Below are 23,434 nucleotides of genomic sequence, written 5' to 3'. Positions count from 1 at the left end.
GAGTACCAGATCAGAAGACCAACAGAAGAAGCAGCGCCTAAATCGCCTTTCATCCTGTTGTAAATCGGATAGGTCCTGTATTCGGGGAATCTGCTGTTTAACCTTCCTTCTGTATCTGGTATGGGTGTTGCGGGGTCTCTTGAGCGTCAGCATATATATCGGTTTATTAAGATGTACCCATATATAATTAGTAAAGTTATAAAATTTACGAATCCTATTACACTGCCCTGGGGTGGTTGTTGTATTATTTGCAGAATGGAAGCTTAATATATGTATAATTTCAGCTTTTCTAAAAACACATTTGTGCTGGGTGGATGCGGTAGCAAAAATTCAGCGGGTTCAATAACAAAGTAAGAGAAAGGACAGTCTTACTAACAGATGTGAAAATGTTAACTGTGTGCGGCAACTGCAGCGAAATTGGAGAGATGATGCTAGCAGTTTTGCAGGCTTTACCAGAGATAAGGTTATAGAAACAAATGAGCAAGCATTGCAGTGGCTTACAGAGCAATTTTTCTTCTGGGCTTCAAAATGAGACCCTACCTGACCAAAAGCTTTACTTTGCTGGTTTTATCTGAGGAACTGACTTCCCACATGTAGAGCCCCTTGGAAAGAACAAGGGGCAGTTGCACCTCGTCCTCCAGTTCGCCCTGCGCCCGCGCCCGCAGCGTCTGGTGGTGGAGTCTCCGGCCCATCGTATCCCGCAGGGTCACATCGACCAAGGCTGCGGCAGCAAAACCGGTGGCACTGATGTGCACGGTCCGCGGGCTGCCATCCGACAGAGTAGGGTAGAGCCTCACCCTAAAGTCAGTGGCGACCGACCGATGGACTGCCACCACCTTTGAGTAGGAGTAGGTCCCATCAGTATCGACCTGCCGGAGACGATAGTACAGCAGTCCTGCCGGAGCGCTCTTGTCACGGAAGGAGTAGCGGTGGGAAAGGCTACTGGTGCCATTTCCGTCGACCCTCCCGATGGGGGAGAAGGGCTGGCCCTCCTGCATGCGCTCGACCTGGAAATAGCCATTGTCCAGTTCAGAGGCCGTCGTCCACTCCAGGAGCACCTCCACCTTCGAAAGGGTGCCGGTGAACGAGGTCAGCTCGACGGGCAGGGGGACGATCGGGGACAGAGCCTCAAACCATACCTGGGCCATTTTGCGGTATCCCTGCTGATTCGGGTGCAGCTGGTCGGCCATGTCTCCCCCTTCGCTTTCCGGCCTGTACACTAGCCCGACGCCATCTTGCATGTCCACCAGGACAAGCTTGTCCCCGCTTGCCAGCCTCTCCTCAACCATTGCCTCTACATGGGCATTATACGTCCTGGTAGCAGCGTCTAGGGTAGGGTTACCACCGTCTGTGAGAATGATTTTCGCCAGTATGACCGTTACTTCCTTGCCGGCCCTTTGTTCATAAAGGTCCACCTGGTCGAGGATGTCTGCTACATCACGCACTGCCTCCGGACTGGCGTCGATCCAGTTGGTGCCGATGTGTAGCAGGATGATATCCGGGGCATACTGATCCAGGTAGGGGCCTCCTCCCGGGCCAGGGTAAATGTCAGTGTCATAGAATCTGAATTTCCCTTCCTTCAGCAGTGTGGCGATGTCCTCGTCCCGGGCCCCGCCGAACCCCGCATGTGCTGTGCCGCGCATGTGGGCGCTGCCTCCGCTCTCACTCCCCACAAACTCGTACTGCCCTTTCCAGGAAGAAGCATCCAGGAGTTCCTCTAGCTTGTCCCTATAGGCGACCCTGTCCTCAGGGGCTACATCGATGCTCCGAACGCCTTCCGTATTAGAATCCCCAAGCGGCATGATCCTGACTTTTGAAGTAAGGTCAGCTTGGCCATAGACAGCTGTTGGCAGCATACTTGTTGCGGTAATGATAGCGTACAGAAGGAGGCAGCAGTTATGCCAAAGGCGGGAAGCGTAAAGGAACATGGGAAGGCTGTTTGCAGGGCTGATATCAGACAGTTCCTATATACTGTTCCCCTTATTTAAAGGTTCTGATCAAAAGCGCTCCTCCACTGAGCTTAAAACACAGCAGGGCCAGCCGCATGTAGCGACTGGCCCTGCTGTTAAGGGAAAACCCACTTATTGTTGTGTCAGCCCGATCTCCTGAAAGGCACTCTCATTCCCAACCCGGTCCACGGCGGTAACCGAAATCTGGCTGAGCGGAATGGGACCCTGGGCGGAGCCGTTGCTAAGCTTCAGGTCCAGGGAGCGGTCGTTACGGTTCAGGATTTTATAGTCCCAACGGCCGGCATAGTTATAGTACACGATCCAGCGGAACACGTCTTTCTCGTCCGGGTGCGTCCAGCTAACTTTCAGGCTGTCGCCCTGGGTAGTGGTGGAAACGGACGGAGCGGCTGGGGCGGAGCTGTCCAACCAGGGGCTGGCTGGTACCAGCGCTTCTTTTTTGTAGGGTCCGCTGAGCAGCGACTTGGCCATGTTGGGATTCTTGGTGAGCGAAGAAATGCTCCAATGCACCACGCCCTGGCTCTCTGGCAGCATCCCGCGCGAGATCATGATCTGGCTCATGGTCTCGCGCACGTTGAGGGCGGAACTGTCACGGCCCACGTTGATGCCAGGCCATAAGTGGCGCTTCTGGGTGTTCTCACCGGCCCACCAGCCCAACAGTACCGGGAAACTCTGCGGAATCCGGTTGATGGGCCAGTAGAGCTGCGGCGTGAAATAATCCACCCAGCCCTTGTTCAGCCACAGACGGGCATCGGCGTACAGCTTGTCGTACTGGTCCATGCCTTCAATAGAGGCTGGATAGCCGGGCCGCCACACGCCAAAGGGGCTTAACCCGAATTTCACGTACGGTTTCTCGGCTTTGATCTCGCTGTAAAGTCGCTCGATGAACTGATTTACGCTCTGGCGGCGCCAGTCGCCGCGGGAAAGCGTGCCGCCAGACTTCAGGTAGGCCGCCCAGCTGTCATCGTCCGGAAAATCTTTCTCGTTGTTGTAAGAGGAATAGGGGTAGAAATAGTCGTCAAAATGCACGCCATCCAGGTCGTAGCGTTTCACCAGGTCCATCACCACGGCGGTGGAGTGGTCTTGGGTGCCTTTCTTGGCCGGATCCATCCACCAGTAACCCTGTTCCAGCTTGACCACCAGCTCGGGCTTGGTTTTCACGATTGACTTTTCGCTGATCTCGCCGCCGGCCACGTGGTGCGCTCGGTATGGGTTCAGCCACACGTGCAGCTCCAGGCCACGGTCGTGGGCGGCCTCGATCCAGAATGCCAGCGGATCATAGTATGGCTCGGGGGCTTTGCCCTGCTGGCCGGTCAGGTAATAAGACCAGGGCTCCAGCTTGCTGTCGTAGAGGGCATCGGTCTGCGGCCGCACCTGGAAGATAACGGCGTTGAATTTGTGGGCCTGCAGGAAATCGAGCAGTTCAATGGCTTCGCGCTGCTGCTCCTGGGTGCTGAGGCCCGGCTTGCTGGGCCAGTTGATGTTGGCCACGGTGGCCACCCAGGCCGCCCGAAACTCGGTGGCCGCTTTGGCACCCGGCTTGGCGTTTTCTACGGGTTTGGCTGTTTCCTGCTGCGTGGCCGCAGGCTGGGAAGTAGAGCAAGCCTGCAGGAGCCAGATAGCGCACAGTCCGGCTACGTAGCGTAAAGATTTTTTCATCAGAAGTCGATTTAGGGTGGAAGTGTCTGGCAATAAAACTAGCGGAAAGTTTTAACTCCCCCAAACCAAAAGATCCCTTGTGACGCGCGCACCTTTGTAGCAGCTCACAATTCTGCACCGGTTGATTTCAATTTCAATTTTTTGCCCATTCTACCACCACTTTAATTTCATCGGGAGAATGTTTTCGCAAAGCGGTTTGAAAATCGGAAAACGGAATGCGGTCAGTTATGAACCGGCTGATGACTTCCGGATATTTTTCGTGCGCCTGGGCCAGCAGGTCTACGGCCATTTCGTAGTGAGCGTAGCTGGCATTCACGCTGCCCAGCAGGATCTGATTTTTCAGTACGATCTGCTTCATCAGGTCGCCGGTCAAATTCAAAAGCTGCCTGGTACCTTCCGGAATTCCGGTCAGTATGTAAATTCCGTTAATTCCCAGAGCCTGAATTAACTGTACTTGAAGTTCGGCAATACCGGTAGCTTCAAAAATGAGATCAATCTGGCCAAGCCGGGAATCGAGATCGGCGGCCTTTACGTGTTTGCCATTTATATATTTGCCGCCAATTTGTTTTAAAATTTGTGGGCGGAGTGAATCTTCTTCTACAATATCCAACCCAACCACATCCGCGCCTTTTAGCCTTAAGACAAATGCTGCCAGCAAACCAATTGCCCCAATGCCGGCTACCACAGTTTTTTTACCCTGTAGCCAGCTTTCCTGTTCCATAATATCCCTCAGCCGCGATTTTTGCAGGCCCAATGCTTCGTCAATGGCTTTGGCAGCTACGCTCATGGGTTCGGTAAGCACGCCGAGGTGTGTGATGGTTTCAGGTACTTTTACAAGGTATTGCTCTTGGTCCACCACGTATTCTGCCTGAAATCCATCGGCGCCTTTTATGCCTCTTTCAGTGTAATTGCCGGTGTAGCACATATCGCTGCGGTCGTTCAGGCAGGCCAGGCAATTTCCGCAACCCCGCCGCACCGTAAATACCCCGAAATCACCAGGCCTGACTTTTTTCACGGCTTTGCCTACCTTTTCTACCAGACCGAACACTTCGTGCCCGATTATCAATTCCTGCCTGTTGGCTGGTGCCGTGGCACGTCCGCCGGAAGCTTCTTCGCGATCGGTGCCGCAAATACCAACCTGCCAGACTTTTATTATAACTTCATCATCGGCGGAGATCTGTGGTTCGGTACGGTCATTGAGGCAAACGGTGGTGGTACCGGGAATCAGGACTATTGCTTTCATTTTAGTTGGTTACATCTTTGTTGCGGCTGTCGTTTAATTGCAGGTTCAGGTTGTAGGCTGCACTTATCAGTCCCAAATGGGTAAAGGCCTGCGGGAAGTTGCCCAGGTGTTCACCCTGAAAGCCGAGTTGTTCTGAATACAGGCCTAAGTGATTGGCGTAACCCAGCATTTTTTCGAAATAAAAACGGGCCTTTTCCAACTGACCTGATTTGGATAAGCACTCCACGTACCAGAACGTGCACATCGAAAAGGTGCCTTCGTGGCGGACAAAACCATCGGGCGCTGCTTTGTTTTGGCGATAGCGATAAACCAGCGAATCGGAAACAAGTTCTTCTTCAATTCTTTTCAGGGTGGAAAGCCAGCGCGGGTCTTTGGGGCTACTGAACCGGATAAGCGGCATCAAAAGTGAAGCAGCATCTACGGTTTCGGATCCAGGGTACTGCATAAAGGCTTGTTTTTCTTCGTTCCAGAAATCGGTATAAATACTGTTGAAGATCCGGTCGCGCTCGGGCCGCCAGTTTTCGTTTAGCGGAAAAGAGCGGCTTTCGCCTATCTTTATGGCTCGGTCAAGCGCTACCCAGCACATTAGCCGCGAATAAAGAAAATATTGCTGTCCGCCGCGCACTTCCCAAATGCCTTCGTCGGGTTGAAACCAATTCTGGCTCAGCCAGTTTACCTGGTTTTCGAGGTTCTTCCAGAAATCGATGGAGATAGGGTCGCCGTATTTGTTGTAGAGGTAAACCGCATCTAGCAGTTCGCCATAAATATCGAGTTGTAGCTGCTTGTAAGCGTTATTTCCGATCCGGACAGGCGCTGATTTTTTATAACCCTCCAGGTTGTCTAAGGTGATTTCTTCGAGTTGCCGCTGGCCGTCTATTGAATACATAATGCCCAGCCGCTGCTGCGCTTTTATATCGAGACAGAACTTTTCCACCCAATTCATAAACGCTCTGGCTTCCCTGATATACCCTAAGCGAATGAAGGCATACACCGTAAAAGATGCGTCACGGATCCAGGTATAGCGGTAATCGAAATTGCGTTTGCCGCTGATGCTTTCGGGCAAGCTGAAAGTGGGAGCGGCGATGATGGAGCCGTAATTATAGGAAGTAAGCAGTTTCAGAACCAGTGCTGAACGATTCACGGTTTCCAGCCAGCGGCCCTTGTAAGTCGATTGCGATACCCAGTTTTTCCAGTAATTAACGGTTTTGAAAAGGCTTTCGGTAATAAAGTTTTTAAAATCACGGGCTTCATTATGTTGTTTATCAACGTGTTCGAGCAGGAAGTCGGCAATTTGATTGGGTTTTAAGGTAAATTCGGCTATAACGTCGCCGTTTTGGATTTGCAAGGGTACTGAACTGAGTAAACGCAGCACGGTTTTATCTTCGCCGGAGCTCTTAAAAATTACTTCTTTTTCGTTTACCAGTTCGACGGTATGGGGACTGCGTCCATAATTAAATCTGGGAGAGCAGCGCATTTTATAGTGCGTAAGGCCTCTAACCGTGGTAATGCGGCGAATAAGTTCTTTGCCCGAATACAGTTCTTCTACTGGCATAAAGTCGGTGATCTCGCCTACGCCATCCGGCGAAAGAAATCGGGTCAGTAAAACGTTGGTATCGGGTAAGTAAAGCTGTTTGGTTTTCATTTCCGGAAAATCCGGACTGATCTCGAACTTGCCGCCATTATTGGCATCAAGCAATGCCGCAAAAATGCTCGGCGAATCAAAATCGGGAAAGCACATGAAATCGATGGAGCCACTCAGGGAAACCAACGCAATGGTATTCAGATCACCTATAATGCCATAATTTTCAATGGGTTGGTAGTTCGCCCGGCCTTGCTTTTTCATGTTGATTCATACCGTTTTTAAAAGCCTGTGGTTAGGGTTTTTCGATATAAGATTTAAACACACAACAGATTTTAAGTCTGCTGGTGTTTAGGCCTTATTGGTTTTGGGTTTGTTTCTGCTGGAACCCGGGATCGGAGCATACTCCAACGGAAAGCAAAGGAAAATTGCTGAATCAAAAACCCGCTCCATTTGATGTGAAGCGGGTTTTTGCTTTTGCAGACCAGTGGACTGAATTGTTTAACCAGGGCTCCTTAGTAAACGAAACTATAACGCTCACCAAACGCCTCGTCTGTGATTGGTGATCCATCTATGCATGCCCAGAATATTCAATTTGCTCATGGTATTGAAGCCGTACCAGCCTTTTACCTTGTCTGAAAACTTCACGTTCCGGTATAGCTGATCCCAGCTTTGGCCCTGGCGTACCAAATTCAATACCTGCTGGTGCAGGTCAACCATGTAGTCTCTTTCATTTTTGATTGTTTCCTTAGTAGCGGGGGTATAATGGCCGATGTCTATGAAATCCACATCCTGTTTTAAAACCCAGTCCAGCGTTTCTATCCAGCCATCATAATAAAAGTCCAGGAAGTCATTGTAGGGCATGGTATTGGACTGACCAACGTCAGTCAACTGAAGGGCTTTATAGGCAGGGAACGACACAACCGACATGCTGTTGGAATGGCTCGGTGCAATGTGATGCAGAATCACCGTTTCACCGCCAAGTTTAATAGTTAGTTCTTTATCATACACAATATCGGGGACCGCTATGGGAAGCTTTTCACCAATAATAGGTTCTAACCCGTTTTTTTGGATGATGACCTTTGCACCGTCCTGCTGAAAAATTTGAGAGCCTCCTGCATGGTCGTAGTGGGCATGGGTCAGGATGACATATTTCACAGGTACTTTGAAACGCTTTTTAATTTCATCTTTCAGCCAAACGGCTGCTGGTGTTAAAGCGGGGTCAATGACAATGGCACCTGCTTTTGTAATCAAGACAAGGCCGCTGTGTAGTGATGGAATGGTGTCGTTGGTATGCCGGTAGAGGTTGCCCTTCACCTGTGTCAGCGATTTTTTCAGGCTTGGGTTAGGTTTGCCATAAATATCAGGAAGCACCTGCCGATCACTGTAAAGCGATTTATTCACATATTCTGCTCCAATCAACGTGTCCCTGCTTTGTGCAAATCCTTCATAAGTAATAAAAAGGATTGCCGACAGGTAAAGCGAAAAAAAAATATGCTTTGTTTTCATTCTTATCGTTTTAAGGAGTACTATTAACTTGACGCACAGTGGTTTGTTAAGGTTTTGTTGAAGGTTGGTAATTCAGCACTACCGTTCAATAAAATGACAAAAGTTCAATTATTTCTGTTTGCCCTATAGTATTGTTGCAGCTCGCTTCTGGTAATTAAACTAAAGGGTAATGTTTTTGATTGGCACGAAGAGGAAGACGAAAAAAAGCCTGATTATCAATCATAATCAGGCTTTTGGTTTAATGTGATATTATCTTATTTAAAGAATTTATTTACCGATGCAGAATTTAGTAAAGATATTATCCAGTAAATCATCATTTGTGATCTCACCAGTGATCATACCAAGGCTGTAAAGTGCCCGGCGGATGTCGGCAGCCACCAAGTCGCCGCTCATACCTAAACCGACCCCATTCAGCACATCATCCAACGCTTCGTAGGTTTTGTTCAGGCTGTCGACGTGGCGCAGGTTGGTTACGATGGTCTGCTGCTGGGTATTGAGCTTGCCCAGGTTCACCTTATCTACAAGCGCCTGTTTCAGGTCTTCCAGGTGAGCGCCTTCCGCAGCGGAAATCTCCACTAACCCTTCTATACCTGCGAAAGCGGCCAGTTGGGAAGGTGTGGCTTGGTCAATCTTATTAGCGACAGGCAGGAAAGGCAGTTTCTTCGGGTTAAGCACTTCCAGTTCGGATTGCAGTTCTTCCGGCGTTGTACTGGTGATGTCAAAGAGGTAAATGATAAGCGAGGACTGGCTTAGCTTCTGCATGGTGCGCTCCACGCCGATAGCCTCCACCTTATCGGTTGTTTCGCGTAGACCGGCCGTGTCGATGAAGCGGAACGTAACACCTCCGATGTTGATCTCATCTTCAATAAAGTCGCGGGTAGTGCCCGGCACATCCGACACGATGGCTTTTTCTTCGTTCAGCAGCTTGTTGAGCAGGGTAGACTTGCCGGCATTGGGTTTACCTACGATCACGGTCGGCACGCCGTTCTTGATCACGTTGCCCAGCTCAAAAGATTTGAGCAGTTCACGAATGATCTGCTGTATGTTCAGGATCAGTGTACGCAACTGGTCGCGATCGGCAAACTCCACATCTTCTTCACCGAAGTCCAACTCCAACTCTATCATCGAAGCAAAGTGCACCAACTCGGCACGCAGCCGTTTGATTTCCTGTGAAAAACCGCCGCGCATCTGCTTCATGGCCACCTCATGCGATAGGGCAGAGTCAGAGGCGATCAGGTCGGCCACTGCCTCGGCCTGCGCCAGGTCAAACTGGCCGTTCAGGAAGGCACGCTTCGTAAACTCGCCGGCATTGGCAAGTCTGGCGCCTTTCTTCAGGAGCAACTGCATGATCTGCTGTACAATAAAATCGGAGCCGTGGCAGGAGATTTCCACCACGTTCTCTTTGGTATAGGAGTGAGGCGCCACGAACAGGGAAACCAGCACTTCGTCCATGATCTTATCGTCATCGCGAAGCGTGCCGAAATGAATGGTATGGCTGGCCTGCTTCGTCAGGTCTTTACCTTTAAAAACAGAGTTGGTAATGGTGATGGCCTCCGGACCCGAAAGGCGAATAACAGCAATGGCGCCTGTACCGGGTGCCGTGGCGACCGCTGCAATGGTATCGGTATGTAGAAACTGATGAATCAAGGTATAGTAAGTGTTTTAAAACACAAAATTACGGATTAATCAGGCATTCTTCACGAAACATTCGCTATACCTACTTTTTGGTATACTCTTCCCAGGTTTTAGACTTGTGATGATTGTCCCCGAAATACGTTAGGATCTGATGGAAAGTAGGAGCATCGAGGTAACCGGGAACGGGTGTGAGCATGTTAAATTTCTCGTCCAGGTATACGGTGGTCGGGTAGCTCATCTGCCCCTGCAGCAGGGCTACTGCCAGCTCATGCGCTCGATATTGGTCTTTGTAGGTATAGGTATGGCCGTTGAGCGTAATCGGGTTTTTGCCCTCGGCATCCAACTTCACGGCGTAGTAGTTTTTGTTGATGTAAGCCACCACAGCAGGGTCGGTGAAGGTAGACTTATCCATCTTTTTACACCAGCCGCACCAGTCGGTATACACGTCAATCACAATTTTGCGGGGTTGCTTTTTGTTTTTTTCGGCAACTTCCTCAATGCTGATCCAATTGATTTTGGCTCCTTTCTGGCTAGCTGTTTCAGCAGGTATACCCTTATTCCAGGTATAGCCAGATGCTAGCAGCATCAAAACCAGCACAGGCAGCAGGACTATTTTTTGTAGCATAGCGGGTTATATCTGACTCTGAACGCTTAAGGGGATACTTTCAATTCACTTACCAAAAGGTTTATTATTCAGGTTAGTGACCAACTACCTGCACACGTTTCTGTCTTCGAAGTCTGCCATGTGACGGCGAGAAGAGGAAAGCCAGCAGGAACTCTATACCTGTCACGGTGGCGATGGCTCCGGCAATTGACCCATCCATCCATACTGCCAGGTAATAGCCAGCAAAAGAGGCAATGATGCCCAGAGCGACTGCTATACCCAGCATGGTCTTGAAATCGTCGGTTAGCAGGTATGCTGTAGCCGGAGGAGCGACCAGAAAAGCCACTACCAGGATCGCCCCAACTGACTCAAACGAAGCCACTGTGGTGAGCGACACCGCACCCATTAGCAGGTAATACCATAGGGTAGTGGATATTCCGATTGCAGCCGCGAAGGCAGGGTCAAAAGTGGTCAGGAAAAGCTCTTTATACCCCAGCACAATGAAAGCGCCAATCAGCAGTGTGACTACTGCCAGCATCCAGACTGTGCGGGGGCCCATGCTCAGCCCCCCATCGGTGAGGATGAGGTCGAGTGGCACATAGGCAATTTCGCCATACAGTACGCAGTCCTGATCCAGGTCCACTTGTCCGGCAAACACGGAAATGAGGATGATGCCGATGGCAAAGAGCCAGGTGAAAGTGACCCCAATGGCCGCGTCGGCCTGTACCCTGGCAAAGCGGTGGAAAAACTCGATCAGGAAAGTGGTGAGCACCCCCAGCAGCCCGGCCCCGATCAGCATCGGAATGGTATCACGGGAGCCCGTCAACATAAACGCGATCACGATTCCCGGCAGCACGGCATGCGAAATGGCATCGCCAACCATGGCCATACGCCTTAGTATCAGGAAACACCCCAGCAGACTGCAGCATGTCGCCACCAAACTTCCTGTCAATATGATCCAGAATGCGTTCATGTTTTTTGAGTTAGTGATTTAGTGAATGAGTGGTTTAGCGATTTTGAATGAGTTATTATATTAAATTTTCAGCTTTGGTTTTATGAACGATCCTTTTTAATAATCCTCTAAATCCTTAGGGTAGGGGCCTTATATTTAAATTCAGACAAATATGTTATGCACGATTCGGACGGGTCTCGACCTGAACCAACGATTTAAAATCATTTAAAGTAATCTGTCATCTCGAATTAAATGATAGATCTGAATTTTGTTGATACACCAGCTTTATTTCAGATTTCTCACTGGGTTTGAAATGACAAATGAACCTGGGTTGATAGTTTTGTTTATAAACTTTTACCTCCAACTCAAACTCACTCAACCACTAAATCCCTTAAGGTATTCTCGTGCTGTGCGGGTCGAGGTCGGGGTAATTGAGTTCCTCGACCAGGCGCTGTTCCAGTTCCGGGGTGATGATGTGCTCGATGGTTTCGGCGTCTTCGTGCACGTGGTCGGAGGCCAGGTTCAGGTACTGCGTCAGGTATAGCTCCCATAGGCGATGGAGGCGCACTACCCTTCGGCCTCTTTTCTCACCTTCCGGGGTCAGCAGCCAGCGGCTGTCTTCATTTCGGAGGTAACCTTGTCGCTTTAACTTCTGCAATCCGCCCAAGGCCTCCTTTTTAGGAATGTTGCGCCGCTCCAGCAAATCCTCCAGACTGCGGCCGCTGCCGTAGTCCTGTCGGAGTTCGCCTAACTGGTATAGTAGTTTGAGCAGGTTTTCTTCCAGAATACGGGTCTTGTTGCGCCGCTGCCGCATGATGCGGGCAACCCAGCCGCGACCAGGAGCCAGGGCAAAGGACAAAATCGCGATCATCGAAACGATCAGCACAATCCAGGGGCCGGTCGGCATGGAAGGAGCGGTGTACGAAACAAAGGCACCCGCTATACCTGAAAAAGCACCTATCAGGGCGGCAAGCACCAGCATCACCTTCAAATTTTCGGTCCAGAAGCGGGCGGCCGCAGCCGGCGTGATCAGCATAGCTGCCATCAGCACGACTCCAACAGCCTGTATACCTACCACCACCGCAAAAACAGTGAGGGTAGTAAGCAGCAGCTCGAGCCCACGCACCGGAAAACCGATGGTGCGAGCGTAGGCTTGGTCAAAACAGAGTAGGGTGAGCTCTTTGTAAAAGAGTACCACCGCTACCAGGAGCAACACGGCAACTACGCCAAAAGCGATCAGGTCTCCTCCAATCAGGGAGGCCGCACTTCCGAACAGAAACTTATCGAGTCCGCTTTGGGCAGCATTGCCGGTCTGCTGAATTGAGGTAAGCAGCAAAATACCAATACCGAAAAACACGGAAAGCACCAACCCAATGGCCGTATCTTCTTTAATGCGGGATCGGGAAGTGATGTAATCGATCACCACCAGCGAAAGCCAACCCGTTACGAAAGCGCCGATCAGCAGAATAAACGGGTTTTTGGTGCCCGACAGGATAAAGGCCAGGCAGACACCCGGCAGCACAGCATGGGCCACCGCATCGCCCACCAGTGCCCGCTTGCGCAGCAGTGTAAAGCAGCCCACCACTGCCGAACTGGCAGCTAGCAGTACCGAGCCCAGCGTCACGTACCGTATGTTGGCATCCGTAAACGAGAAAAACTCTAAGAAGTCCTGCATCTTTTAAATGGTTAAATTTCTGATGGTTAAAAGGTTGATGGTTAAATTGTTAATTGCTTTATCTATTGATGGTGCTTTATGTGATAAAGACTCAACTACGATACTCATCATACCAATTGGTAGCCGCGTCAATTCCCTTCCTCGGAGGGGTAGGTGGGTTAATCATGCACCCAACAATTAACAATTTAACCATCAACCATCTAACACTTTAACTCTTCTCCCTCGCCGGGAATTCCTGTTTGCGGAGCAGGTCGCCTACTTTGGAGAGCACGGTGAGCTTGCCACCGTAGGTCTGCTCCAGTAACTCCTGGTTCAGTACCTGTTCGGTAGGACCGGAGGCTACCAGGCGCATGTTGAGCAGCACGACCCAATCGAAGTAATCGGAGGCGGACTGCAGGTCGTGGTGTACCACGATCACGGTCTTGCCCTCGTCACGCATCAGGCGAAGCAGCTGGATGATAGCCGTTTCGGTGGCAATGTCGACGCCGGCGAAGGGCTCGTCCATGAAGTAGACATCGGCATTCTGGGCCAGTGCGCGCGCCAGAAAAACCCGCTGTTGCTGTCCACCAGAAAGCTGTGAGATCTGCCGGTTGGCAAAGCTTTGCATCCCTACTTTTTCGAGTGCATCCATGGCGGCATCTTTGTCGGCCTTGCGCGGGCGTTTGAACAAACCCAGCTGCCCATACCTGCCCATCAGCACCACGTCAAATACCGAGGCCGGGAAATCCCAGTCCACTGACTCGCGCTGGGGTACATAACTGATGCGGCTGTATACCTGCTTGAGGGGCTGATCAAAGATGCGCACGTAGCCGCTGCTCACCGGCAGCAGGTTCATCATCGCTTTGATCAGGGTAGATTTCCCTGCACCGTTCGGGCCGATCACACCCACCAGCGCACCGGCCGGCAGGGTGAGGTCAATGCCCCACAGCACGGGCTTGCGGTCGTAACTCACCGTCAGGTCGTGTACTTCTACTACTGGATTTTCTACTTGAAATATCATATGCTAGCCTTCTTACTTTAAAGAAGTTACAATCGTGTTTGTGTTATGACGTACCATGCCGATATAGGTACCTTCCGGTGTACCCTCTGCGCCCATGGCATCAGAGAACAGGGTGCCGCCAATAAGCACTTCGTGCCCTCGCTTGCTGCAGCCCTGTACCACTGCCTCAATAGCCTTTGGCGATACTGAAGACTCGATAAACACCGCTTTGATCTTATTGGCCACGATGTATTTGACCAGTGAAGACACGTCTTGCAGACCAAACTCGGATAAAGTAGAGATGCCCTGCAGACCGCGCACCTCGATGCCATAAGCGTTGCCGTAGTAGCCGAAGGCGTCGTGCGCAGTGATCAGGATACGCTGCTGCTCAGGTATGGAGGCTATGGCGGCTTTGGTTTCCTTGTGGAGTGCTGAGAGTTCGCGCAGGTAGGTGGCCGTCTGCTCTTGGTAAAGGGCTGTGTGCTGTGGGTCTTTTTTCTGTAGTTCGCTACTGAGGTATATAACTACCTGCATCCAGCGCGACACATCAAACCACACGTGCGGGTCATGGCTGTCAGCGAATGCAGCCGATTTTAGCAAGCTATTCTCAGGTATGCCTGTGGCCCCGGCCACTACGGTTTTGTAGCGACTCAGCTTCTCCAGTACTTCACCCATTTTCCCCTCCAGGTGTAGACCGTTGTAAATGATCACATCCGCCTCCGTTAGCATGTTCAGGTCGCCCTGCGTTGCCTTGTACAGGTGCGGGTCTACACCGCTGCCCATGATCGCTTCTACATCGGCAGCATCGCCCACAATATTCACAACAGCGTCCTTCAGCATACCTGTCGTGGTCACGATGCGCATTCGTTTACCGGCAGGTACTTCACCCCGGGAGTCTACCTGGGTGCAGGCTGTTCCAAGCAACATGGCTAGCAATAAACTCAGGTATAAAGCAGAGACTTTCATGCTAAGCGGAAAGGAAAATATTGCGTGCCACTTCACCCGATACCACCAGGTTCTTTTTATTTTCAAGGTTGATCTCCAGGGAGTTGTCGTACGGGATCTTGTCTATTACTTTAATCTTGGCTCCCAGGAATATCCCCATCTTGTCCAGGTACTGCAGGAAGAGCGGCTGGGAGTCGTTGACGCCCACCACCGTGCCGGAGCTGTTCACTTCCAGTTCCGCCAACAGGCGCTGCTGCTTGGTGTTCATCTCGCCGTCTTCTGTGGGAATCGGGTCGCCGTGGGGGTCAAACTTCGGATAACCCAGAAACTCATCGAGCCGCCGGATTAGCAGGTCGGAGTTGATGTGCTCCAGTTCTTCGGCCATATCATGCACTTCGTCCCAGTTAAACTTCAGCTTCTCCACCAAAAAGACCTCCCATAACCTGTGTTTGCGAATGATCTGCAAAGCTACCCGCTCACCATTCTCCGTCAGGGTAACGCCCCTGTACTTGACATAATCGGCTATACCTTTGGCGCTCAGTTTGCGCAACATGTCCGTTACAGAGGCCGCTTTGGTAGCCAGCGCATCGGCAATCGCATTGGTGTTCACCTCACGGCTACCGCCATCCGATAACTTGTAAATGGCCTTGATGTAATTTTCTTCAGTAAAGCTGTGCACTTTTGTTGAGTGAGTTAGTGAGCTGTTAGATTGCTAAATTGTTGATGGTTAAATTGTTTGGTGCACGATTGGATAGTTCGTGACCTGTCCCTACGGCTGTACATCGACCCTTCTACTTTTAAAAATCGTATCGCTCGATAAAAAACAATTAACAATTTAACCATCAACCATTTAACAATAAAGGATTACCATCTGATCAGCGCCGAGGCCCAGGTGAAGCCGGAGCCGAAAGCAGCCATACACACCAGGTCACCTTCCTTGATGCGCCCTTCCTGCACGGCTTCGCTCAGCGCAATCGGTACAGAGGCGGCCGTGGTGTTGCCATACTTGTGGATGTTGCTCATGACTTTCTCGACTGGCAGGCCCATTTTCTGTTGGATGTAGGAGGTGATTCGCAAGTTGGCCTGGTGCGGTGTAAGCATGTCTATATCAGATGCTTTATAACCATTTTTATTAAGTGCTTCTTCAATCACTTCCGGGAAGCGCGTCACGGCGTGTTTGAACACCTGGTTGCCGTTCATATAAGGGTAAACTGTTCCTTCGTCTATCATCTCATGTGTCAGACGGTCCTTTTTGGTGCTGCCCGGATCAATCACGGCCAGTTCTTCTGCAAACTCGCCATCAGCGTGCAGGTGCGTCGACAGGATACCTTGTCCCTCCTTTTCGGAAGGACTGAGCACCACGGCGCCGGCGCCATCACCAAAAATCACGGATACGTTGCGGCCACGGGTAGAGAAGTCCAGTCCGTTTGAGTGGATCTCAGAGCCCACTACCAGAATGTTGTTGTACATACCGGTTTTGATGAACTGGTCAGCCACGGAGAGGGCATAGACAAAGCCGGAGCACTGGTTGCGCACATCGAGAGCCGGAATCTCTTTCAGGCCCATTTCGCGCTGCATCAGCACACCTGAACCAGGAAACACGTAGTCGGGGCTGAGGGTGGCAAACACGATCATGTCCACGTCTTCTGGCTTTAAGCCAGCCATTTCCAGCGCTTTCATAGAAGCTTTGGCCCCCATGTTAGAAGTAGTGTCTACGCCTTCCTGGAAATAGCGACGCTCCTGTATACCTGTTCGCTCCCGGATCCATTCGTCCGAAGTTTCCATGATCTTCTCCAGGTCAAAATTGGTAACCACCTTTTCAGGCACATAATGGCCAACGCCAGCTATCTTTGAGTTTCGCATAATATAAGGTTTAGCTTTACAAATATACTGATTATGTACTGATTTAGATTCGTCTAAAAATAAATTTTCATTCTTCCTGTACTTCTGACAGTAATGGAACGATAACCTGCAACAGTTTATCTTCTTCGCTTCCCCAAAAAATGGTGTCAGGTATACCTTGTTTGTAGAAGTTGTTAGCACTCAGTTCCTGATAAAGCTCCGCTGCATTTAATTGGCCAAAATCAACGGCTCGCCCGGCATCGCTTCCCTCTACTATACCTTGCCACAGTGGGTTTTGCTGGATAAGGATCGGTAGCCCATGGGCCATGTACTCATAGAGTTTTGTCGGGATGCACCGGAAGGTACTGGCATTGGGTCGGTAAGGCAGCAAACCGATATGACTACCTTGTATCTGCTGCAGTATCTCCTGGTGCGGCACCAGGTTGTCGCCACCCACCAGCTCTACAAACGGGAGAGCCTGGCAGGCTTGCTGAAGCTTTGCTAAGGTATGGCTGTTCGCGCAGTAGCCGATGATCGTCAGTTTCACCTCAGGCCGAATAGCCTGTAGCTGCTTTGCCAGTTCCATTGCTTCCCACACCCCGTATTCCTCAGCAATGGTACCGCTGTAGAGCAGGCGTAGCTGCCCATTAGCCGGTATGCTGACCGGCACAGCTTGTGGCTGCTTTTCCCGACCGGCTTTGTACTTGTTCTCTATGAAGGTATAGCGATTGCTCAAAAAGGGAAGCTCATCGGCATAGCTGCGCTCGGCCAGCAGAAAGTAGTCGATGCTGGTTGCTGCCAACTTCTCGATGCCGCGCACTGTCAAAGCCAGCAGGTGTTTGAGCGGCCAGCTGTAGTTGCGCTGTGCCCGCAGGTTCAGTCTGTAATTTTCCTGAATGTCGTATATAATACGGACACCCTTATACCTGGCTTTGTAAAGCAACGTGGCCAGCAGCAGTTCGTGCGTGCTCACAATGACCAGGTGTGGCCGGAGGTGCTCAAGCAAACGGTAGTAGTCACGTTGGGCGGTTATACGACCAGTGCTAAGTCTCCTAAACTGGAAAATAGGGTGGAAGTGGATATTAACAGGTGCTTCGGCAGGGATAGACGCCACATAGCCCGCCAGATGGATGCACGCCTCCGAAATGTTGCTCAGTGACATGCCCAGCTTTTCGTAGAGCCGGGTGTCATTGATGGGCTTTAGCAGCGAGGCAAGCAGGATTCTCTTTTCAGACATCGCCTAAATTTAATACTTTTACGCATTGATTCTCTAAAAACGAAAAATAGCATGGCATTACAGCAGATAATAGAGCAGGCCTGGGAAAACCGTGACTTGCTGAAAGAAAATAACACGATTGAAGCGGTTCGTGCCGTGATAGAAGAACTGGACAAAGGCCGCCTGCGTGTGGCAGAGCCTGTTGGTGATGACTGGAAAGTAAACGAGTGGGTGAAGAAGGCAGTGCTATTGTACTTCCCGATTCAGGCGATGAAGACGATCGAAGTGGGACCATTTGAGTTTCATGACAAGATTGCCCTTAAAACGAACTATGCCCAGCTGGGTGTTCGCGTCGTGCCGCATGCTGTGGCGCGTTACGGTGCCTACCTGGCTAAGGGTGTGATCATGATGCCTTCTTACGTGAACATTGGCGCCTACGTGGACGAAGGAACCATGGTCGATACCTGGGCGACTGTTGGCAGCTGTGCGCAGGTGGGTAAGCATGTGCACCTGAGTGGCGGTGTTGGGCTGGGCGGTGTGCTGGAGCCGGTGCAGGCAGCTCCTACGATTATCGAAGACGGCGCCTTTATCGGGTCGCGCAGCATTCTGGTAGAAGGTTGCCGCATCGGCAGGGAAGCGGTGATCGGTGCCGGCGTGACGATCACTGGCAGCTCCAAAATCATTGATGTGACGGGCAGTGAACCGAAGGAGTACCGGGGCTATGTACCGCCGCGTGCCGTGGTTATACCTGGTTCCTACACCAAGAAATTCCCGGCAGGCGAGTTCCAGGTGCCTTGTGCCCTCATCATAGGCCAGCGCAAGGAAAGCACCGACCTGAAGACTTCCCTTAACGACGCATTGCGCGAAAATGCTGTAGCCGTTTAAATTCTTTTATACCTCCCTTTATTTAACTGAAAATCCCCCTGCTGATATGGCAGGGGGATTTTCAGTTTTTAAGGTATAATTGAAAGGTATAGCCTAGCCTCTGGAGTGCAGGGCGATGCGGTTGCCTTCGGTGTCCAGGATCAAAGCCATAAAGCCGATGTCCTCCGCTATGAGAGTTTTGTCCTGCAGCAGTTTACCGCCAGCCTGTTCTACTTTGGTCAGTTCGTTAGCCAGATCTCCAGTCGGGGAGGAGAAGTAGACTACCGCTCCGTCAGCCGATGGTTTATACTTCTCTTCATGCTTTACAAGCGAACCCGAAGCACCCGTAGCCTCCTCGGCCCAGGGGAACCAGGCCATCTCCTCGTCGCCAATGGTCTGGTAGTGCAGAGTGTAGCCAAACACCGTTTCATAAAAACGAATAGCCCGCGGCATATCGGTAACTGGTATCTCAAACCAGCCTACTACATTAAAGGTCTGTGCCATCTTTATTGTGCAAAATGCTTTTTCTTGAATCGATCTGCCACGACAAGTTCTTTCGAGCCTTGTGTCCAGGAGTAGAAGCCCTGTCCTGACTTAACACCTTTATGGCCGGCCTGTACCATGTTCACCAGCAGGGGGCAAGGGGCATATTTCGGATTGCCAAAGCCGTCGTGCAGCACGTTCAGGATAGAAAGGCAAACGTCCAGGCCAATGAAGTCGGCGAGTTGCAGTGGTCCCATCGGGTGCGCCATACCTAACTTCATGATCGTGTCGATCTCTTCCACACCGGCCACGCCCTCATACAGGGAGTAGATGGCCTCGTTGATCATCGGCATCAGAATGCGGTTGGCTACAAAACCCGGGTAGTCGTTGCACTCCGTAGGTACTTTGCCCAACTGCAGTGACATATCCATCACCTGGCTGGTCACTTCGTCAGAAGTAGAGTAGCCGCGGATGATCTCGACCAGCTTCATCACCGGCACCGGGTTCATGAAGTGCATGCCGATCACTTTGTCCGGGCGGTTGGTTACCGAAGCGATTTTGGTAATAGAAATAGAGGAGGTGTTGCTGGCCAGTATCGCCTCCGGTTTGGCAAAAGCGTCCAAATCTCTAAAGATATTCAGCTTCAGATCCACATTCTCGGTGGCCGCCTCCACGATCAAGTCCGCTTCCTTCACACCCTGCTTCATGTCGGTATAGGTGGTGATGCGGTCCAGGGTCTGGTTTTTTTGCTCTTCCGTCAGGTTGCCTTTGGCGATGATGCGATCGAGGTTTTTGGTGATGGTGGAGAGTGCCCTGTTGAGTGCCTCTTCTGAAATGTCAACCAGTGAAACAGGGAAACCATTTTGGGCAAACACGTGGGCTATACCGTTGCCCATAGTGCCCGAACCAATGACTGCTATTTTCTTCATAGATGTATGTGCGTGTAGTTAAAAATCCATTACAAAGCTAGTAGAATTCAGACAAACATCGGTTTTAAAAACATTTATCTTGGAAGACTTCTATTTTTTATGTTACCTAAAGTCTTGGCTATACCTGTAAGGTACCGGGTATAGTTAATATTCTATACAAAATTATGGAAGGCAATTTCCTTTTTGAAAGAAGCTGTCTTTTGTCTGTCTATCAAAAGGATAGGGACTTATTTTGTGCATAATGTTTTGGCTCCTTTATTCTTTCTTCGTTTAAAGTATACAAAATAATGCGATTATATACATCCTTTAAAGTATAGGGCTCGTAAAAAGCTTAAAACAAAAAAATGCAAAGCAGGCCAGCTGGTCTGTTTTGAAAGCCAGACAGACGGTTTCGCTTTCAACGCATTGAAGCTTTCAACGCATTGAAAAGGAGAAATTAAAACAAAACAACTATGGGAAATTTACTGTATATCATAGCCGTCGTGCTAGTGATCTTTTGGCTGATCGGGTTCCTTGGGTTTCCCGATGCCGTAGGTGGAATTATCCACGTACTTTTAGTGCTGGCTGTTATCGCGGTGTTGCTGCGATTAATACGAAGTGCTTAACCTATATAGCGTAACTACGTTAGATAGGATAACAGACTATATTTTCGAAATTAAAATATTAAAACTATGGGAAATTTATTGTATATCATAGCCGTTGTGCTAGTAATTTTTTGGCTGATCGGATTCCTGGGATTCCCTGATGCCGTAGGCGGATTGATTCACATCTTATTGGTGATCGCCGTGATCGTGGTACTGCTACGACTCATTCGAGGCTAATACAAATACTTCAAAAACAGAAAAGGCTGCAAAGAAATTTGCAGCCTTTTTTGAGTTTATGCCTTAACGGTTTTGTCTACTTTCTGAATGGAAAGCTAAAGCCCGCCCTAATGACCGGGTTGGAATAAGGCGAGGCATATGAATCGTTGAAGTTGTAGAGCAGCAAGATATCTGCAGCACCCCGTTCGCCAATCTTTTGTCTGTAGCCGAGCCCGGCCATTGGTATACCTATAAAGCGCCTGCTAAACTCATACACGCCGGTGTTGTAGTTCATCAAGGGGAGCTCCACGCTCAGTTGCTCAAATTCCCCATGGATCAGGAAATTTTCGAAAATCTGCTGTTGTGCGAAAACCCGCCCACCGTAGTTGTGCATGCGCTCTCCTCTAAAGCTGCGGTAGTGGTATACTCCGCCTATACCTAGCCAAAATGTTTCGCTAGCCCGATAACCCACCACCGGCAATAAGGATATGTTGGTAAAGGTGCCGAACTGCAAACCGAAGCTACCACCCCAGAACATGCGGTCAATCAGTGCCTTTGGCGCTTCCTCACCCGGACGCACCACCTGCGGACGAATCACCTCTGGTTGCGGCTGTGGCTGCGTAACAGGAGGGTGTCGTTGCTGCTGTGGTTCCACAGTAGGCCTTGTAGGCAGTTCGCGTTTGCGTTTCACTGTGTCAGGTTCAACCTGGGCCATCGCCGCTGTGCTGCCCAACAGGCAGCACAGGGTCAGTACCAGTAATTTATAGCGATAGCGTAGCGGCATAGCTTGATTGGTTACAGGTTATCGCTGGTTTATACGCTATACCTTGGCTGTGGCATACATTTTTTTGCGCAGCTCCTTGATGTTCTCATCCGACAGGTACTCCTCGTAGCCCATGCGTTTGTCGATGATGCCACCCGGCGTCAGCTCGATGATGCGGTTAGCGATCGTGTCCACAAACTGCAAGTCATGCGAAGAGAAGAGGATGGTGCCATCGAAATCGCGCAGGGAGTTGTTGAGCGCCGTGATCGACTCGAGGTCCAGGTGGTTGGTTGGCTCGTCAAATACCAGCACGTTACCGGACTGCAGCATCATGCGGGAGAACATGCAGCGCACTTTCTCACCACCTGACAGGACGTTGGCCTTCTTGAGCGACTCTTCGCCAGAGAAGAGCATACGACCCAGGAATCCGCGGATAAAGCTTTCGTCTTTCTCCACAGAATACTGACGCAGCCAGTCCACCAGGTTCAGATTCGTGTCAAAGAACTCCTGGTTGTCCTTCGGAAAGAAAGAAGCCGTAATGGTTGTGCCCCACTTGAACTCACCTGAATCAGGCTGGTCTTCATTGAACAGGATCTTAAAGAAAGTGGAAGCGGCAATATCGTTTCGGCCAATCACCGCGATCTTATCTCCTTTATCAATCATAAAAGAGATGTTCGTGAAAAGTGGCTGTCCATCAATCGACTTGGTCAGGTTCTCCACGTGCAGGATCTGGTTTCCTGCTTCGCGCTCAGGCTTGAAGGCGATGTAAGGGTATTTACGGGAGGATGGCTGAATATCTTCTACCGTCAGTTTCTCGAGCAACTTGGCACGAGAAGTCGCCTGCTTCGACTTGGAGGCGTTGGCGCTGAAGCGACGAATGAATTCTTCGAGTTCTTTACGTTTGTCTTCTGTCTTTTTATTGGCATCGGAGCGCTGTTTCAAGGCCAGTTGGCTTGACTGGTACCAGAAGCCATAGTTACCCGCAAACATTTTGATCTTGCCAAAGTCGATGTCGGCTACGTGCGTACACACAGCGTCGAGGAAGTGGCGGTCGTGCGATACCACGATCACAGTGTTCTGGAAATTATCGAGGAAGTTCTCCAGCCACATGATCGACTCAGCGTCCAGGTGGTTGGTCGGTTCGTCAAGCAGCAGGATGTCCGGGTTACCGAAGAGGGCCTGGGCCAGGAGCACACGCACTTTCTCGCTACCGCTCAGATCTTTCATAAGCGCGTAGTGCAGGTCCTCGGAGATGCCAAGTCCGCTCAGGAGTTCTGCCGCTTCATACTCTGCATTCCAGCCTTCCAGGTCAGCAAATTCGCCTTCCAGTTCAGCAGCACGTACGCCATCATCTTCCGAAAAATCTTCTTTAGCGTAAATTGCATCCTTTTCCTGCATGATGTCAAAGAGGCGCTTGTGGCCCATGATGACGGTCTGCAATACCGGAGATTCGTCGTACTCAAAGTGGTTCTGCTTCAATACGGCCAGGCGGGCATTGGCCGGAATCTCCACGGTGCCGGTGTTCGGATCAATCTCACCCGAGAGTATCTTCAGGAAGGTGGATTTGCCTGCGCCATTAGCCCCTATGAGGCCGTAGCAGTTGCCGGGCAAAAATTTAATGGTAACGTCTTCAAACAGGGTACGCTTGCCATACGACAGGCTTACATTGTTGGTGCTGATCATAGATAGCTTAAAAATGAGTATATGAAACGATTGCGGTGCAAAATTACGAAATAAAAACCGTCTTTTTTTCAAATTGCTGTAAACCAATAGGCTAAGGGCTTACAGAG

At 50.5% G+C, this 23,434-nt stretch carries 21 protein-coding genes; 3 read left to right on the top strand and 18 right to left on the bottom strand.

The genetic code is table 11. From position 1 onward, the window contains the following. Positions 1–536 precede the first annotated feature (536 nt). The 14 genes from Q4E40_RS19100 to Q4E40_RS19035 all read right to left on the bottom strand — a co-directional run bounded on the left by Q4E40_RS19100 (position 537) and on the right by Q4E40_RS19035 (position 17,826). On the bottom strand, positions 537–1,856 hold the full coding sequence (locus Q4E40_RS19100) for an SGNH/GDSL hydrolase family protein (RefSeq protein WP_303414529.1): 1,320 nt from the start codon (positions 1,854–1,856) through the stop codon (positions 537–539). A 225-nt stretch (positions 1,857–2,081) separates the two neighbouring features. Further along, the gene (locus Q4E40_RS19095) at positions 2,082–3,626 is read right to left on the bottom strand and encodes a glycoside hydrolase family 10-like protein (RefSeq protein WP_303414528.1); all 1,545 of its coding nucleotides are present in this window, start codon (positions 3,624–3,626) and stop codon (positions 2,082–2,084) included. Between the two features lie 133 nt (positions 3,627–3,759). Next, positions 3,760–4,869, bottom strand: a complete 1,110-nt coding sequence (locus Q4E40_RS19090; RefSeq protein WP_303414526.1) for a glucose 1-dehydrogenase — start codon at positions 4,867–4,869, stop codon at positions 3,760–3,762. Between the two features lies 1 nt (position 4,870). Then, a complete protein-coding gene (locus Q4E40_RS19085; RefSeq protein ID WP_303414524.1) occupies positions 4,871–6,712 on the bottom strand; it encodes a glycoside hydrolase family 15 protein in 1,842 nt (613 codons plus the stop codon). A gap of 273 nt (positions 6,713–6,985) precedes the next feature. Then, the gene (locus Q4E40_RS19080) at positions 6,986–7,957 is read right to left on the bottom strand and encodes an MBL fold metallo-hydrolase (protein ID WP_303414522.1); all 972 of its coding nucleotides are present in this window, start codon (positions 7,955–7,957) and stop codon (positions 6,986–6,988) included. 267 nt (positions 7,958–8,224) lie between these two features. Further along, entirely contained in the window at positions 8,225–9,604 is a 1,380-nt protein-coding gene (gene mnmE / locus Q4E40_RS19075) for a tRNA uridine-5-carboxymethylaminomethyl(34) synthesis GTPase MnmE (RefSeq protein WP_303414521.1), read from the bottom strand. A 70-nt stretch (positions 9,605–9,674) separates the two neighbouring features. Continuing rightward, the gene (locus Q4E40_RS19070) at positions 9,675–10,217 is read right to left on the bottom strand and encodes a thioredoxin family protein (protein WP_303414519.1); all 543 of its coding nucleotides are present in this window, start codon (positions 10,215–10,217) and stop codon (positions 9,675–9,677) included. Positions 10,218–10,290: 73 nt separating this feature from the next. Next, on the bottom strand, positions 10,291–11,169 hold the full coding sequence (locus Q4E40_RS19065) for a metal ABC transporter permease (RefSeq protein ID WP_303414517.1): 879 nt from the start codon (positions 11,167–11,169) through the stop codon (positions 10,291–10,293). 370 nt (positions 11,170–11,539) lie between these two features. Continuing rightward, positions 11,540–12,823, bottom strand: coding sequence for a metal ABC transporter permease (locus Q4E40_RS19060; protein ID WP_303414515.1), 1,284 nt, complete (start codon positions 12,821–12,823; stop codon positions 11,540–11,542). A 208-nt stretch (positions 12,824–13,031) separates the two neighbouring features. Beyond that, on the bottom strand, positions 13,032–13,823 hold the full coding sequence (locus Q4E40_RS19055) for a metal ABC transporter ATP-binding protein (protein WP_303414513.1): 792 nt from the start codon (positions 13,821–13,823) through the stop codon (positions 13,032–13,034). Positions 13,824–13,835: 12 nt separating this feature from the next. Then, positions 13,836–14,768, bottom strand: a complete 933-nt coding sequence (locus Q4E40_RS19050; RefSeq protein WP_303414511.1) for a metal ABC transporter solute-binding protein, Zn/Mn family — start codon at positions 14,766–14,768, stop codon at positions 13,836–13,838. Between the two features lies 1 nt (position 14,769). Beyond that, positions 14,770–15,426, bottom strand: a complete 657-nt coding sequence (locus Q4E40_RS19045; RefSeq protein WP_303414508.1) for a metal-dependent transcriptional regulator — start codon at positions 15,424–15,426, stop codon at positions 14,770–14,772. A gap of 185 nt (positions 15,427–15,611) precedes the next feature. After that, positions 15,612–16,610: a 3-oxoacyl-ACP synthase III family protein gene (locus tag Q4E40_RS19040; RefSeq protein WP_303414506.1), complete on the bottom strand. Its 999-nt coding sequence runs from the start codon at positions 16,608–16,610 to the stop codon at positions 15,612–15,614. Between the two features lie 67 nt (positions 16,611–16,677). Beyond that, the gene (locus Q4E40_RS19035; RefSeq protein ID WP_303414504.1) at positions 16,678–17,826 is read right to left on the bottom strand and encodes a glycosyltransferase; all 1,149 of its coding nucleotides are present in this window, start codon (positions 17,824–17,826) and stop codon (positions 16,678–16,680) included. Between the two features lie 51 nt (positions 17,827–17,877). On the opposite strand from Q4E40_RS19035, the gene Q4E40_RS19030 reads away from it, so the two are divergent. Beyond that, the gene (locus Q4E40_RS19030; protein ID WP_303414502.1) at positions 17,878–18,690 is read left to right on the top strand and encodes a 2,3,4,5-tetrahydropyridine-2,6-dicarboxylate N-succinyltransferase; all 813 of its coding nucleotides are present in this window, start codon (positions 17,878–17,880) and stop codon (positions 18,688–18,690) included. 93 nt (positions 18,691–18,783) lie between these two features. Here the strand turns inward: Q4E40_RS19030 and Q4E40_RS19025 are convergent, their stop codons facing one another. Further along, positions 18,784–19,173, bottom strand: coding sequence for a VOC family protein (locus tag Q4E40_RS19025; RefSeq protein WP_303414499.1), 390 nt, complete (start codon positions 19,171–19,173; stop codon positions 18,784–18,786). Between the two features lie 2 nt (positions 19,174–19,175). Continuing rightward, complete coding sequence (locus Q4E40_RS19020) at positions 19,176–20,081, bottom strand: 3-hydroxybutyryl-CoA dehydrogenase (protein WP_303414496.1); 906 nt, start codon at positions 20,079–20,081, stop codon at positions 19,176–19,178. A 452-nt stretch (positions 20,082–20,533) separates the two neighbouring features. Between Q4E40_RS19020 and Q4E40_RS19015 the strand changes: the two genes are divergently transcribed. Beyond that, the gene (locus tag Q4E40_RS19015) at positions 20,534–20,686 is read left to right on the top strand and encodes a lmo0937 family membrane protein (protein ID WP_108212983.1); all 153 of its coding nucleotides are present in this window, start codon (positions 20,534–20,536) and stop codon (positions 20,684–20,686) included. Positions 20,687–20,752: 66 nt separating this feature from the next. Next, on the top strand, positions 20,753–20,902 hold the full coding sequence (locus tag Q4E40_RS19010; RefSeq protein WP_007660460.1) for a lmo0937 family membrane protein: 150 nt from the start codon (positions 20,753–20,755) through the stop codon (positions 20,900–20,902). Positions 20,903–20,978: 76 nt separating this feature from the next. Here Q4E40_RS19010 and Q4E40_RS19005 read toward each other — a convergent pair whose 3' ends face one another. Both Q4E40_RS19005 and Q4E40_RS19000 read right to left on the bottom strand, forming a co-directional pair. Beyond that, positions 20,979–21,665 carry a hypothetical protein gene (locus Q4E40_RS19005; RefSeq protein WP_303414484.1) on the bottom strand — a complete coding sequence of 229 codons (687 nt, stop codon included), beginning with the start codon at positions 21,663–21,665 and terminating at the stop codon, positions 20,979–20,981. 36 nt (positions 21,666–21,701) lie between these two features. Beyond that, entirely contained in the window at positions 21,702–23,327 is a 1,626-nt protein-coding gene (locus Q4E40_RS19000) for an ABC-F family ATP-binding cassette domain-containing protein (RefSeq protein WP_303414482.1), read from the bottom strand. Positions 23,328–23,434: the final 107 nt, after the last annotated feature.

Source organism: Pontibacter coccineus (assembly GCF_030546575.1).
In the GTDB taxonomy this organism is placed as follows: domain Bacteria; phylum Bacteroidota; class Bacteroidia; order Cytophagales; family Hymenobacteraceae; genus Pontibacter; species Pontibacter coccineus.
Note: the sequence above shows the minus strand (reverse complement) of the source record. Positions and strands in the feature narration are given on the sequence as shown.

Bases quoted from the DNA above. Each gene is read 5' to 3' on its own strand.
- Q4E40_RS19100 (WP_303414529.1), bottom strand. From the start codon at position 1,856: ATGCTGCCAACAGCTGTCTATGGCCAAGCTGACCTTACTTCAAAAGTC.
- Q4E40_RS19095 (WP_303414528.1), bottom strand. From the start codon at position 3,626: ATGAAAAAATCTTTACGCTACGTAGCCGGACTGTGCGCTATCTGGCTC.
- Q4E40_RS19090 (WP_303414526.1), bottom strand. From the start codon at position 4,869: ATGAAAGCAATAGTCCTGATTCCCGGTACCACCACCGTTTGCCTCAAT.
- Q4E40_RS19085 (WP_303414524.1), bottom strand. From the start codon at position 6,712: ATGAAAAAGCAAGGCCGGGCGAACTACCAACCCATTGAAAATTATGGC.
- Q4E40_RS19080 (WP_303414522.1), bottom strand. From the start codon at position 7,957: ATGAAAACAAAGCATATTTTTTTTTCGCTTTACCTGTCGGCAATCCTT.
- Q4E40_RS19070 (WP_303414519.1), bottom strand. From the start codon at position 10,217: ATGCTACAAAAAATAGTCCTGCTGCCTGTGCTGGTTTTGATGCTGCTA.
- Q4E40_RS19065 (WP_303414517.1), bottom strand. From the start codon at position 11,169: ATGAACGCATTCTGGATCATATTGACAGGAAGTTTGGTGGCGACATGC.
- Q4E40_RS19060 (WP_303414515.1), bottom strand. From the start codon at position 12,823: ATGCAGGACTTCTTAGAGTTTTTCTCGTTTACGGATGCCAACATACGG.
- Q4E40_RS19055 (WP_303414513.1), bottom strand. From the start codon at position 13,823: ATGATATTTCAAGTAGAAAATCCAGTAGTAGAAGTACACGACCTGACG.
- Q4E40_RS19050 (WP_303414511.1), bottom strand. From the start codon at position 14,768: ATGAAAGTCTCTGCTTTATACCTGAGTTTATTGCTAGCCATGTTGCTT.
- Q4E40_RS19040 (WP_303414506.1), bottom strand. From the start codon at position 16,610: ATGCGAAACTCAAAGATAGCTGGCGTTGGCCATTATGTGCCTGAAAAG.
- Q4E40_RS19035 (WP_303414504.1), bottom strand. From the start codon at position 17,826: ATGTCTGAAAAGAGAATCCTGCTTGCCTCGCTGCTAAAGCCCATCAAT.
- Q4E40_RS19030 (WP_303414502.1), top strand. From the start codon at position 17,878: ATGGCATTACAGCAGATAATAGAGCAGGCCTGGGAAAACCGTGACTTG.
- Q4E40_RS19025 (WP_303414499.1), bottom strand. From the start codon at position 19,173: ATGGCACAGACCTTTAATGTAGTAGGCTGGTTTGAGATACCAGTTACC.
- Q4E40_RS19020 (WP_303414496.1), bottom strand. From the start codon at position 20,081: ATGAAGAAAATAGCAGTCATTGGTTCGGGCACTATGGGCAACGGTATA.
- Q4E40_RS19015 (WP_108212983.1), top strand. From the start codon at position 20,534: ATGGGAAATTTACTGTATATCATAGCCGTCGTGCTAGTGATCTTTTGG.
- Q4E40_RS19010 (WP_007660460.1), top strand. From the start codon at position 20,753: ATGGGAAATTTATTGTATATCATAGCCGTTGTGCTAGTAATTTTTTGG.
- Q4E40_RS19005 (WP_303414484.1), bottom strand. From the start codon at position 21,665: ATGCCGCTACGCTATCGCTATAAATTACTGGTACTGACCCTGTGCTGC.
- Q4E40_RS19000 (WP_303414482.1), bottom strand. From the start codon at position 23,327: ATGATCAGCACCAACAATGTAAGCCTGTCGTATGGCAAGCGTACCCTG.